Genomic DNA, 12,739 nt, shown 5'->3' with positions numbered 1-12,739 from the left:
TGAGTCCAACTAGGATCCCTCAGGGTCAAACCCCGTTTACCTTTCCAGATAAATGCGCGCCTTTTCCACTTTTTTAGGTTCAGCAGGCTTTTATGCATAATCCGACAGGGTGTAAGAAACATCTCCCGAGTCGCGCCAAGCTCCATTCGCAAAACTTATCGGCCGCTGTGGATAACATACCAACATCCCTTCGACGAACTGACGAAACGACAAGTCAAGTCGCGTTATCCAACGCATATTGTCGATTTCCAACAATTGCCAGTTGTCTCCACTGTCGAAACCGAAAGCAGTCCCGGCGCTATCCCAGCCGAAAAGCCACACCTCGCCCTTAGCACCCGATTCATAGGGGCCGTCTTTATAAAACCCTTCATCACCAAAATAGTCTACCGCGGGGCATAATGTGGGTTGAATCGTCAAAAGCGACAGCGCGCAGTCGTCCTCCTTTATCTCACCATGCCCCCGCTCCCGCATAAAAGCAAAGTACTCATCGGGAGCCGCTGGCCACTGCTGTCGCATACCGCTCACGTCACCAGAAGAAACAGGGTTCAGCCGCTCCAATAGCACGCATGCGAGTGCATTGAAGGCCTCTAATTTTTCGTACATGGTCATATTAAACAAATCGCCCCCCTTTTTCCGCCCAACAAACCAAACGTTAACCCCTCGCTGGCAATTATTTCATCTGGCACTCTATCATAAAAAAATAGCTCATCCCCTAAATTCAAAATTGATAGAAACGAGTCATATTCAAACAACAATAAAACGCCTATAACTTTACGTTCCACTGAGGATTTTATAGCCGAGACCGAAAGTAATCTACGCCCCACAACATCAAAAAAATAACTTTCACTAGAGACACAAAAATCAATCAATTTTCCGTACTCACCCAAATCACATTCAGCAATAGGTTTTTCAGAAAAACATAGCGACACACCATCGCTCCCGCAATATAGCCTCCCACTCTCCAAATCTTCAAATCGAAGAGAAACCTCTTGAGGGATCGAGCCTCTATAAGACTCGAACACATGAAGCAATGCATTTACTGAAAGCAGCTTACTTCCTAACGCCTTCACTAACCAAGCATTCATAAGACATGAATGACTCATTACCATACCCCCCCTTCAAAGCACTTTTTACAGATGAATTCTGACTCACCCCATCTTTCAAGATAGTCACAAACGTTCCGTCAGGCTTGATAACAACAACATCATTACCTTTAATTCTGAAGAGTCCCTCAGGGTCTGACCCCGCTTACTTACGAGTAGAACTAAAACTAACAACAGGCGCGAGAGCGCAAGACTTCGCCTGTCGCTTTTGCACCTACTATTCAAAACGACAGCAAACTGATCACTTATCAACCCCAATTAAATTCAGGTTCAACAGTACAATCAAGCCCAGCAGAAACAAGAGCATTTCTAACTTGTAGAACTTCCATCGCCTGCCCAGTAAACACGAGAGAAACCCCATTCTGGAGAGTCTTTCTAGACGTCAAAAAATTATAGCCTGTCACTTCAGATACGGCTCTTACATGGGCTTCATTTTTATAATCGCCACTACAACTAACCTTATACTTCGCCTCATCAACCTTAACACCCGAAACATGTGTCGTCACTACAGACCAGCCACAATCAGCACACCTTAAGCCTTGAGCGCTCCCCTCGTTGAAGCTCTCTAATCTCCCTCCGCATCGCTCACACACCATAAAGTAGTTCTTTTTCATTCTGCCTTACCAGGATAAAATACTTTAAATACTCCCTGATTTGACAAATCAGGAACATTAAACAATGGTGAACTCTGGCTCAATGAGGACCTTGGAGCAACTATCATCTTACCATCACCATAAGCCCACACCAAGTTAGTTGGCGCTTTCACCGGCACTCCCATTTTATTTGCCAAGTTTTGAGCAAATCCAGTATCACACCCCCCAGTATCACACGATAGCAAGCGGATTGGTTGCCCATTATAGCCAGGGTTATTTTCGATAAGCCTGGAGACGACACGTTGATCAGCCATAACCGTCCCATTAGGTGTAAAGATTTCTATTTTCTGTTTACTTCCATGGGCTACCACATCAAAAAATCCCTCTGCATCAATGTCCGTTCTCTTAGATGCATTTTTAAAAAACTGATCGGCGTCACCCATAAAATTCGTTGGGCCTGGAACTGCCTCTCTAGTTGAAACAAGTACTCCTTCAGCCCCACCCGCCACAGCCCGCCTATAAGCCACCACCCCCGCCGCAGTCCCCACCCCAACCGCCAGCGCGATCTTCAGGTTGTGCGCAATGTCCTGCGCCTGAGCGTCGCTCAGTGCCCATTTCGACTTGAGCGACTCGACCATCGCGCCCACCGAGTGCTCGGTCGTGGCAGTCGCCAGCATTTCCTGAAATTCGTAATTGCCGTTGATCAGGCTCTGTACCGCCTCCCGTGCATCGGGCGAGGCGTAGTCGGCGATGTCGCGGATGGCGTTGAGGTTCGCCATGGTGTTGGCGACTTCTTTGGAGCTTGCCGCGCAGGAGCTGGGGTCGGCCTGGCAGCTGACGATGGCGTCAATGTCCTGCTGGAGGCTCAGTTCCTGGAATTTGCGCGTGGCGTCCTGGATGCAGGAGGCGTCGGTGCATCGGGCTATCTGTTTGGCGGCCCGTTCCAGTTGGTTGTGTGACAGGTAGTTGTATTGCGTGGCGTTCTTCGCCACCCAGCTGCCGGTCTCCAGCTTGGCGGCGTCAGTGTCGCTTTGTGCCGCAGCCGCCAGTACGCCGACGATCTGCGAACTCATGGTGAGCAGGGTGTCGTTGCCTTTGACCAACGTATCCAGGTGGCCTACCAGTGCTTCGCTTGCCGCCGCCGCCAATGCGCCGGTCTTGAAGTCGCCGCCGGTGACTTCTGCCAGCAAGCCACCGACCATGGCGTGGATCGCCACCTTGGGTAACGAGCCGTCCGCCAGGACGTTTTTCGTGTAGTCCCCTACCAGGTTGAAACTGGCCGCCGCCAAGGTGTTGAACAAGGCATTTTTCAGCGCGTCACTGACACTGCCGCCCTGCCCCAGCGCTTTGTTCAGTCCCTCAGGGTCTGACCCCGTTTACCCGTGGTAAAACCTGGAGTACGTTAATGGCTGTCCTATTACAGATATCGTCGACGATAGCCATGAGCATCACCAACGAAGAACGTGAATTTTTCATTGCCTTGGGCGAACGCATTGCCCGCCTGCGCAAAGAACACGGCATCACTCAAACTCAACTGGCCGAACGGCTGGGCGTGTCCCAGCAGACTATCCAAGCCTATGAGTCCGGCAAGCGGCCGATTCAGGTAGCGGCGTTGCCGGAGCTGGCCCGGCTGCTTTCGACCACACTCGAAGAACTGTTTGGTCAGCAGCAGGAAACCACTGTGCGTAAACATGGCCCCGCTCCGAAATGGCAACAGCAACTGGAAGCCATCGACCAGCTACCTAAGAGCCAACAGAAATTCGTTGCGCAGATGCTAGATGCCCTGATCGCTCAGGCCACGACTAAAGCTAGCGAAGGAAGGGAGATTTTGCAGTAAGTAAAAAGACTGCGACTAAATCCTGAAAAATCGAAAAATGCATGCAGGACAATCATGAATAAAAAGCAACTAAACGAAACAAGCAAGTTTCTAAGTTATATCTTGCGCCATGAGCCTCACACTATCGGATTGCAACTCGACGCAGAAGGCTGGGCAGACATCAACTCTTTGATTACCGGCGCAGCGAAAGAAGGCCGCGTACTTGACCAGGCAATAATTCAGGCAGTAGTAAACAGCAGTGACAAGAAACGCTTTACCCTCTCCGACGATGGCCAGCGTATTCGAGCCGCACAGGGACATTCAGCACCAGACGTAAACCTCCAACACATAGAGAAAGAACCGCCAGAATTCCTCTACCATGGCACTGCAACACGCTTTCTTGAATCTATTCTTCAGCAAGGATTGATTGCAGGTTCACGCCACCATGTGCATCTATCGCAGGAGACTCTGACAGCTATCGCTGTCGGACAGCGCTACGGTAAACCAGTGGTTCTGAAGATTGAATCCCTGCGGATGTACCAACAGGGATTTAAATTTTTTCAGGCTGAAAATAGTGTTTGGTTAACTGAAGCGGTTCCCGTTAATTTCATTTCAAAACAAAATCAACTGCCCGACAGCTCATTGGATAAAAATACATCTACAGCCAGCACATGTAAAGTAAGATTCTCTGACAAAAACTGAATGCTGAAATGCCTCAACTTCGGCGGTTCGTGACTCGACACGGAACGCCATGCTTTCAAGTTATTCCTTACCAATTCGGAGTCTATAAACTCGGTCAACTTACCCAACCGAAACTCACTTGGATCACCATCAAACTCAAAAATAGCACCTCCAGGGAATGGCTCCCGAATAAAGCATCGCACAGACTTGAACGCAACCTCCCGCCTTAAAGCCAGTACAACCTCTTCGCTATCAACTACAACCTCCTTCTCATACTCAATATCAAGTATCACATCCGAGCCAACGGAGTGGAATGATACTCTTGACTCACCATATCCTGGCAGCCACTCATATGGATCTAGTATTAATTTTGGCTGACCTATTCTCATGGACGCACCGACTTTAATTGTTCTGCGCCTGTCGGCGGCAATTTGTTATTTTTTAACTGATCTGCTGCCAAATCATTGAATGTCTTACCTGGATAAGCCTCAACACCTGTCTGATTTCGCCCGAACCACTCACTTCGAGGGATAGCTGCCTGCTCAAGCGCGGTAGAAGTTCGCGTATTCAAAATAAGGCGAGTCCCCTTCATATCTACATAATCAACGGGAAGCTGATTCGGCTTAATTGTCCCAGCCCTCAAAGCGCCGGCTAAGTCATCAACTGTCTTGATCGGTGTGCCCGCCAGCTCTGAGTATACCTTTTGCCCTTCCTCACTAAAGGGAAATCGGGGTCAGACCACCAATATACATTGGCGCACTAATCGGGCGCACTAATCGTGGTCCGCCCCCTATTTCCCAATAATGTGCAACGAGATATACGGCAGTATAACCCTAGGACGGCGAACCATATAAATCCCCAAATAAATAAGAGCTTACAGCTTAGCCGCCCATCACTAGGCCAACAAAATCGAATAAGTACAAAAAATAAATCATATTTTAAAAGAGCAATTCTGCTGAACTCTAAAAATCGCAAAACCGTGGCCTGCCCCCTATCTTTTCAGGTCCTAGGCTAGCAGCAAAACTTTTTAAGCATTCAACACTGCAAAGCTTACATCACCGGACCTCAAAAATTCTTGAAAACAAGAAATAACGATATCTATATTTCTTGTGACAACACTCGCCGGATAGTAATCGCCCAAAACATCAACCAACTTTGCTCCAGCCGACGTATTATTAAGAGTACGCACAACATGCTCACCATCATCAACGTATTGGTTCAGCATCAGAATATAATTTCCGGAATCAGCATAAAGATTGATTTCGTAAGGTCCGGCTTCAGGTGCCGGGGAAATAGACAACGAAACGACGCCGTCGACTTTACTATATTCAAATATAATGGACCTTACCTCTTCCATGGTCGGCTGAGCAATTAGAGGGATTTGCGATCTGCCATACTCAGGACTAAGGGTATACCCTCCGATGATCATCTATTTTTTCTCCTTAATAGACTTCATACCTGACTCCCAGTAATAGCTTTTCGGAAGTCCTGTTTTATCATCTATAGCTCTTACGGTTAAAGATTTCAACTCAGCCTTTTCTGCGGCAGCAGCTATGTCACATTTGCAGAATCCGCAAACATCTTTCCCTGCGACTGTCATAGACATGTCCGCTCCGGCAGTTTTACCGGAGCTATATGCTTGCTGGATCACACCGATTTCAGCGTGGGCATCTTTCATATTTCCGTTTGGATAAAGTTTTCCAGGATTCTTAGCGGCTTTATCTGCAATCCTATCCGTGATCAACGAAGGTATTTTCGGGTCCGCCTCGTTGAGTGGATGAGCGGTTTGATTGACGTCTTGGAAGGTCTGACCTCCTACCTTTCCCTCTGCCGCCACTTTTGGTGCAGCGCCCTTAGCCGTTCCTTCGATAACATTTTTTTCGGTTAATACCGCAGTCTCCGAATCTGTAGTCCCCTACCAGGTTGAAACTGGCCGCCGCCAAGGTGTTGAACAAGGCATTTTTCAGCGCGTCACTGACACTGCCGCCCTGCCTCAGGGCTTTGTTCAGTCCCTCAGGGTCTGACCCCGTTTACCTACGTTTACCTATCCCTTTTCTCGCCATAGCCGATAGATTGATAAAAAGTAACAGTAGGCCCGTAATCCTGATCTGAATTCGAAACCTCTACAGAAAAATTACATCCTGGAAATTTGTCCTTTAAAACTAGCCGCCATGAAAAAGCAATAGTGTCAGCTAGCTGCTCAAAAACGACATCATCAACTTCATCCGTACAGCCTGAAAAAACATCGTACATGTGAGTATGGTTCATTATTTTTTCAACTGCAGAAATATCCCCATCAAGCTTTTTTAACCATACCAAAAAAACCTCATGATCATATTTAGCATTTAAAAAAATCGCACCTTGGCTGATAAAAAAATCAGGAAACAACAGCCTGCAAAATAGCAGACAGTCTTCAGGCTTACAAATAGCGCTCATATAAGAAAATATATCAATATTATCTCTCTCAGCCCAGCTTGACGCCCATAGCTCGTATCGACTCAAACCGCTAAATTGCCCAAGCGTATTTACTTTCATTATGGAATCTCATCTGAATTGGTAGGCCGCGGAGCCAGTTTAGTAGAAGGCGACTGAACTCTTACTGTTCCGTCCGGAAGCGTATTTCTACCATATTCTATTACATGTGGTGTCGATACATTAGCATGAGCAGCACCTCTAACATCGACCCGCTTAATAATCATCCCAGCTGAATCATAGACGGCGTAGCTCGTAATATTTCCTTGATTATCGGCCCGATACAAAGCTCCATTCGCGGGGCCGCCGTCTAGCTTAAAGCGGCCGCTAATCTGAGTAGCATTTTCAAGCGGACCTCCGACAAGATTATTTGCGTTGCGAGGAATAGAGTTGTTGCTAGTCGCGCCTTTTACCCCACCCGCCACAGCCCGCCTATAAGCCACCACCCCCGCCGCAGTCCCCACCCCAACCGCCAGCGCGATCTTCAGGTTGTGCGCAATGTCCTGCGCCTGAGCATCGCTCAGTGCCCACTTCGACTTGAGCGACTCGACCATCGCGCCCACCGAGTGCTCGGTCGTGGCGGTCGCCAGCATTTCCTGAAATTCGTAATTGCCGTTGATCAGGCTCTGTACCGCCTCCCGGGCGTCGGGCGAGGCGTAGTCGGCGATGTCGCGGATGGCGTTGAGGTTCGCCATGGTGTTGGCGACTTCTTTGGAGCTTGCCGCGCAGGAGCTGGGGTCGGCCTGGCAGCTGACGATGGCGTCAATGTCCTGCTGGAGGCTCAGTTCCTGGAATTTGCGCGTGGCGTCCTGGATACAGGAGGCGTCGGTGCATCGGGCTATCTGTTTGGCGGCCCGTTCCAGTTGGTTGTGTGACAGGTAGTTGTATTGCGTGGCGTTCTTCGCCACCCAGCTGCCGGTCTCCAGCTTGGCGGCGTCGGTGTCGCTTTGTGCCGCAGCCGCCAGTACGCCGACGATCTGCGAACTCATGGTGAGCAGGGTGTCGTTGCCTTTGACCAACGTATCCAGGTGGCCAACCAGTGCTTCGCTTGCCGCCGCCGCCAATGCGCCGGTCTTGAAGTCGCCGCCGGTGGCTTCTGCCAGCAAGCCACCGACCATGGCGTGGATCGCCACCTTGGGTAACGAGCCGTCCGCCAGGACGTTTTTCGTGTAGTCCCCTACCAGGTTGAAACTGGCCGCCGCCAAGGTGTTGAACAAGGCATTTTTCAGCGCGTCACTGACACTGCCGCCCTGCCCCAGGGCTTTGTTCAGCAACACAGAGGTGCCGTTCTGCAGCGCCTGGTTGGCCGCGAATTGGCCGACGCCGCTCCAGGTGCCCAGCGAGCCGGAGGTGGCCACTTTGCTGATGGTGGTATTGGTCTGCGCTCCGGTCCACGGGTCGAAGTAACCCACCGTCAGGCCGGCAGTGATCGCCGAAACCCCGTAGCCCTTCAGGGCATCGGACGACGTCACGTCTTTGAACACTGCACCGAGATTGCCCCGGTTGTTGACCACGCTGACACTGGCATTGGTCGAGGCGCCGGTCGCAACCGCACCCACCATGGCGCCGCCGACACCGCCGCCTGCTGCGGCCGTCGCCATGGGCCCGATGACCGCCGACATCACGATGGCAATGATCAGTTGCGAGGCCGGCCCCAGCCCGGAGTGGCTGTACTTGAAGCTGTCGTGGACCTCCCTGACCTGGCGCCAGTCCACATCCCCGCGCTGTTCTGCATCCTTGAGCCAAGCCAATTGCGGGTCGGCCTTGACCATCGCATCAATCGACTGGCTGACGCTCTGCTGATTGACCTGCTTGATGTCGATCTGCAAACCGTCGACGGCCTGGATCGCAATGGTGCCCCCGGCAACCAACTGGCTCTGGCGCAGCGTTTCGTCAGTGCTGCCCTTGCCCTTGGATGCCACCCAGAATGCGTTGTTGTTGGTCTTCTCGTGGCTCTCCTGATGCAGGTCTTTCACTGCTTCGAAGGTCACCGCCCCACCACTGGTGATGGCGATATCCGCCGCACTTTCCAGCCTTGCTCCTTGATACAACTGATCGCCGCCGCTGATCAGGTCGAGGTTGCCGCCTGTGGTGATCTGGCTGCCCACCGCACGCACGTCGGTGACTTCGTCGCGTTGGGTCTTGAGGGCGCCGAAGCTGCCTTTTCTCTTGTAGTCATACAGGCTGTAGTCGCTGTCATTGGCACTCAGCAGTTGCAACTGCCCACCCGCCACCAGATACGCGTCCTTGGCGCTGTTGACCTGGCTGGCGTGCAGCACGATGTCTTGCCCCGCGCTGGCGCTCAGTTGGCCGCCGGCGGTGAGCTGGCTGCCCACGTGACGCACTTGGGTGGTTTGCTCATGCACCTTGGCGCCGCCGCGTTTGCTGTTGACCGCGTGATCGGTGTCGTTGGCGGCGGCCAACAGGTGAAGGTTGCCACCGGCGGCGACGTTCAGGTCTTTGCCGGCGCTGGCTTGGCTGGCCAATAGGGTGATGTCGCGCCCGGCGTGCAGGCTCAGGCTGCCGGCGGCGTTGAGGTTGGCGCCAAGCTGTTCGGTGCGGCTGTGTTGGCTGACCCGGTGGCCGCCGTTTTCCGTGGTGCGTACCTGTTGGGTGTCGGTGACAGCGATGAGGTTGATGTCGCGCCCGGCGCTCAGGCTGGCATCGCCAGCGCTGTTGATGTCGCCGCGGTTGGTGATGTCGCGCCCGGCGTTGAGCGTGAGGTGCTGTGCGGCGCTGATCTGGCCCGCCTGGTCGAGATGGGTGACAAGGGTGCCGTCGCCCTGATGCTTGGCCTGGGCGGTGCGCTCGTTGACGATGTCGCCGGTGACGCTGGTAAGTTCGATATGGCTGCCACGGATCTCGCCGGCCATCGCGTTGCGGATACTGTCGGTGGCCAGCAGGCTGATGCGTTCACCGGCGCTGAGCGTACCGCCATTGAGCAGGCGGCCATCGGTGATGGCGGTCAGCTCCCGTGCCGCTTTCAAGGTGCCGACACTGACGATGTCGCCACCGCTGACCAGGTTGATATCCCGGCCTTGCACCAGGCTGCCCCCGCGCAGGTTATTGGCATCGACCGTCGCCAGGTACAGCACCGGCACCAGCACGTCTTCACCCTGCACCTGGCGTTTTTCCATCCACACGATGTCGTGGGTCAGGGCCGCCACCTGCTGCGCGGTAAGGCCAACGCCGACGCTCAATTGCAGGCTGTCACGGGCGCTGAGACCGTTGTCCATCAGGTAGCGGAACTGTTCCTCGTCGCTCTGCAGTCCGGCGAGTAAGCGTTGCCCGGTCTTCGCCAGCACGGCGTCACGGATCAGGCGGCTTTCGTAGTAGCCGTCGCCCAGGCGCCGCCAGGCTTCGTCGCTGCTGTAGCCGATCTTGTCGAGCAAGTACTGGGAACTGAGGAAGTTGGCCAGGTGGGTGAACAGGGGATTGGTTTCAATCAGGTAGGGGCTGCCCGGATTCTTGCTGGGGATAAACAGCCCGTATTTACCGCTGGGGAGTTGGAATTCCGGCGGTTGGGTCAGGTCATCGCTGAGGCGATCCGGGCTCAGTTCGAGGTCGTTGGGGTTGTGGCCAATGTCGCCGGTCAGTTGCGCCAGGGTGTTTTCCCGCAGGGTGCCGTTTTGTAGGTACTCGCTGGCCTGCAGGTTGAGGCTGCCGCCGGCTTGCAGGGTGGCGGCATAGACTTCGCGGCCATCCTCGCGCCAGGTGGTGAGGGTGCCGGGGTTGCTGAACCCCTCTCCGGTCGAGCGGGCCTTGAGTTCGGCAAAACGTACGGGGTCGAACGGTGCGTTATTGAAGGCCGGCAGGTCGTGGAACTCCATCTGGTCCCACAGGGCTTTGTCGATGCGGCCAGGCGTGCCGATGATGGTGCTGGAAATGCCGGTCTGGGAGGCCGCGCCCTGGTTGACAAGACGGTTGGCGGAAAGGTGCAGGTCGCCATTGGCGGCGAGCAGGCTGTAGCGGTTTTCCAGGGTCTGCGCGTCGATACGCAGGTCTTTGCCGGCCACCAGTCGCGCCGCCTTGGTGGAGTTGGGCGCGGCGGTTTCGCGCCAGGTTTCGCTGATGTAGATGGTCCCACGCTTGAAGCTGTCGTCGCCGTCGCAGTGCTGGCCGCAGACCCACTGGATGCTGCCGCCGACCAGTTCACGTTCGAGGACAAGGTGGGTGCGGGCGTTTTCCAACTCGCGGGCGTGGATGTGCAGGTTGCCTTCGGTTTCCACACTGCCGGAGAGGTTGCTGAAGCGCGTGCCGGCGAAACTGAAATCACCGACGCTGTAGAGGTCGCCTTCAAGGTTGCTGAACTGCTCGCCACGCACATGCAGGTCGCCGCCGCTGAACAGCAGGCCGGTGTTGGTGACGTTGGCAGTGAGCAGGAGGTTGCCTTGGCTGCCGAGCGTGCCGGGGTTATTCAGTTGAGCCGCATTGATCTGCATATGCCGCGCTGCGCTGAGCACGCCGAGGTTATGCAGTACATCGCGCACGCGCAGTTGGATGTCTTGGCCGCTGAGAATCTGGCCGTGGTCTTGGGTCAGGTTTGATGCGCTGATGTCGGCATCGCCTTTGGCGGCGATCAGGCCACTGTTGTTCAGGTCGCCGTCGACCCGCAGTTGCAGGTGGTTGTCGCCGAGCAGTTCGCCCGCGTTGGTGAACGTGCCGGCCGCAATACTCAGCGCAATGCCTGCCGCCACGATCTTGCCGCTGTTGTCGACGCTGTCGGCGACCAGGCTCAAATCGCCTTCGGCATGCAGCGTCCCGGCTTGGTTGACGGCCTGTCTGGCGGCAATTTCAAGTTGGCCGGCGGAGACCACCTGGCCAGTGTTTTTCAGGTCCTGGCGGGCTTCGATCCTGGCGCTGCCGGCGGCGATCTGGCCGCTGTTATCGAGGCTGCCACTGGCGATTTCCAGGTGGCCACTGGCATTGAGTTCACCCGGGTTATCCAGGCGCTGGGCCTTGATACTCAGCTGTTTGCCCGCGATACGCCGGTCTTCCAGGATGCCGCTGACGACCTTGCCCTGGTTGCTCACCGTACTGCCTTCGAGGCTGACATTCCCGGCGCTGGCCAGGCTCTGCCGCACCACCAGATCGCCCTGGGCCTGCAGGTCGATATCAGCCATCGCAAAGGTCGGGCCCTGCAAGTCGATCGACTCGGCCTTGGCCGTGAGGGCGCCGACGCTGGTGGTGTGGGACAGGCTCAGGCCGCCATTGGCATTGATCACGATGTCGCCGGCGGTGCTGGCCATATCGCCCGCCAGCCTTACGCCAACACCCTGCTCAGTGCCCACCAGGCGAATCGTCCCGGCGTACATGCCGCCGAGGGCGCTGGCATCGATGGCCAGTTGCGGCTTGTCGCGGCCATCCTCGGCATGGGCACGGGCCTGCAAAGTGTCAGCGCTGACATCGTTACGGCCGGTGATAATGTTGAGCTGGTCGGCATGCAATTGCGCGTTGAGCTTGGCCGTGCGCGTGATCAGGTCGAACTGGCTGACATTGCGGGCATTGAGCCCGGCGCCCTCCACCGCTATATCACCGCCGTCTACGCGAAAGTGATCCAGCTGCCCACCTTCGATCACGGGCTTGCCGGTGGTCAGCGTCGCGCGCGGCGTATTGATAAACCCGCAGCCGTTGCAGGTGATGCCGTGAGGATTGGCGACGATCACCCGCGCGGCATGCCCCGCCACTTCGGTGTAGCCCCCCAAGTGGCTGCGGTTGCCACCGGTGACTTCGTTGAGGATCACGCTGGCAGGCCGCCCTTGCAGGCCTGGATTGCCGAGGATCACACCGCCGAGCTGGGTGTTTTGCGTGGCCTGGGTGGCGTTATTAAGGATCAGCCCGTTGCTGCCGACGTTGTAGTCGGTGAACAGGTTATGGGACAGCCCGCTGCCATTGGGCCCGGCGATATTCACCACCGGCACGCCATTGGGCGCATGGCCGATGCTGGTGCCGGGGCTGGCCGGGTCCACGCTCAGCTCTGCGGCGGCCGCGACAATCGGGTTGAGGAAGATGATGCCTGCGAGGCTCAGGGCCAGGCACTGGTAAAACGGGCGGCGCACGTCCATAGGCTAGGT

Annotated in this window: 8 protein-coding genes and 2 pseudogenes; 2 read left to right on the top strand and 8 right to left on the bottom strand. The window is 54.9% G+C overall.

Features of this window, described 5'->3' with window-relative positions; genetic code table 11:
* Positions 1 to 90: 90 nt before the first annotated feature.
* From BLR69_RS02785 to BLR69_RS31455, 4 genes and pseudogenes are all read right to left on the bottom strand, one after another.
* Positions 91 to 609, bottom strand: a complete 519-nt coding sequence (locus BLR69_RS02785) for a hypothetical protein (RefSeq protein ID WP_071495361.1) — start codon at positions 607 to 609, stop codon at positions 91 to 93.
* Positions 606 to 1,085, bottom strand: a complete 480-nt coding sequence (locus BLR69_RS02780; RefSeq protein ID WP_232000949.1) for a hypothetical protein — start codon at positions 1,083 to 1,085, stop codon at positions 606 to 608. Before BLR69_RS02780 ends, BLR69_RS02785 begins: the two co-directional genes overlap by 4 nt.
* 266 nt (positions 1,086 to 1,351) lie before the next feature.
* Complete coding sequence (locus tag BLR69_RS30675) at positions 1,352 to 1,717, bottom strand: hypothetical protein (protein ID WP_134434927.1); 366 nt, start codon at positions 1,715 to 1,717, stop codon at positions 1,352 to 1,354.
* 932 nt (positions 1,718 to 2,649) lie between these two features.
* Positions 2,650 to 3,051 (bottom strand): annotated as a pseudogene (locus BLR69_RS31455) (DUF637 domain-containing protein); the annotation flags it as partial.
* 86 nt (positions 3,052 to 3,137) lie between these two features.
* Here BLR69_RS31455 and BLR69_RS02770 point away from each other — a divergent pair.
* Together BLR69_RS02770 and BLR69_RS02765 are read left to right on the top strand one after the other, a co-directional pair.
* Complete coding sequence (locus BLR69_RS02770) at positions 3,138 to 3,533, top strand: helix-turn-helix domain-containing protein (RefSeq protein ID WP_197681376.1); 396 nt, start codon at positions 3,138 to 3,140, stop codon at positions 3,531 to 3,533.
* Positions 3,534 to 3,587: 54 nt separating this feature from the next.
* Positions 3,588 to 4,214, top strand: a complete 627-nt coding sequence (locus tag BLR69_RS02765) for an RNA 2'-phosphotransferase (protein ID WP_076955220.1) — start codon at positions 3,588 to 3,590, stop codon at positions 4,212 to 4,214.
* A 1,006-nt stretch (positions 4,215 to 5,220) separates the two neighbouring features.
* On the opposite strand, the gene BLR69_RS02760 is transcribed toward BLR69_RS02765, so the two are convergent.
* The 4 genes and pseudogenes from BLR69_RS02760 to BLR69_RS02745 form a co-directional block, all read right to left on the bottom strand.
* A complete protein-coding gene (locus BLR69_RS02760) occupies positions 5,221 to 5,622 on the bottom strand; it encodes a DUF6911 family protein (RefSeq protein ID WP_071494827.1) in 402 nt (133 codons plus the stop codon).
* Positions 5,623 to 6,202 (bottom strand): annotated as a pseudogene (locus tag BLR69_RS02755) (cytidine deaminase-like fold-containing protein); the annotation flags it as partial.
* Positions 6,203 to 6,233: 31 nt separating this feature from the next.
* Entirely contained in the window at positions 6,234 to 6,728 is a 495-nt protein-coding gene (locus BLR69_RS02750) for a hypothetical protein (RefSeq protein WP_231999494.1), read from the bottom strand.
* Positions 6,728 to 12,730, bottom strand: coding sequence for a two-partner secretion domain-containing protein (locus BLR69_RS02745; RefSeq protein WP_076955221.1), 6,003 nt, complete (start codon positions 12,728 to 12,730; stop codon positions 6,728 to 6,730). The genes BLR69_RS02750 and BLR69_RS02745 overlap by 1 nt, the downstream gene beginning before the upstream one ends.
* Positions 12,731 to 12,739: the final 9 nt, after the last annotated feature.

Origin of the sequence: Pseudomonas azotoformans, from assembly GCF_900103345.1 — a bacterium.
GTDB lineage: Bacteria > Pseudomonadota > Gammaproteobacteria > Pseudomonadales > Pseudomonadaceae > Aquipseudomonas > Aquipseudomonas azotoformans.
The sequence above is the reverse complement of the archived record's forward strand: the minus strand, read 5'-3'. Positions and strand labels throughout refer to the sequence as shown.

Bases quoted from the DNA above. Each gene is read 5' to 3' on its own strand.
- BLR69_RS02785 (WP_071495361.1), bottom strand. From the start codon at position 609: ATGACCATGTACGAAAAATTAGAGGCCTTCAATGCACTCGCATGCGTG.
- BLR69_RS02780 (WP_232000949.1), bottom strand. From the start codon at position 1,085: ATGAATGCTTGGTTAGTGAAGGCGTTAGGAAGTAAGCTGCTTTCAGTA.
- BLR69_RS30675 (WP_134434927.1), bottom strand. From the start codon at position 1,717: ATGAAAAAGAACTACTTTATGGTGTGTGAGCGATGCGGAGGGAGATTA.
- BLR69_RS02770 (WP_197681376.1), top strand. From the start codon at position 3,138: ATGAGCATCACCAACGAAGAACGTGAATTTTTCATTGCCTTGGGCGAA.
- BLR69_RS02765 (WP_076955220.1), top strand. From the start codon at position 3,588: ATGAATAAAAAGCAACTAAACGAAACAAGCAAGTTTCTAAGTTATATC.
- BLR69_RS02760 (WP_071494827.1), bottom strand. From the start codon at position 5,622: ATGATCATCGGAGGGTATACCCTTAGTCCTGAGTATGGCAGATCGCAA.
- BLR69_RS02750 (WP_231999494.1), bottom strand. From the start codon at position 6,728: ATGAAAGTAAATACGCTTGGGCAATTTAGCGGTTTGAGTCGATACGAG.
- BLR69_RS02745 (WP_076955221.1), bottom strand. From the start codon at position 12,730: ATGGACGTGCGCCGCCCGTTTTACCAGTGCCTGGCCCTGAGCCTCGCA.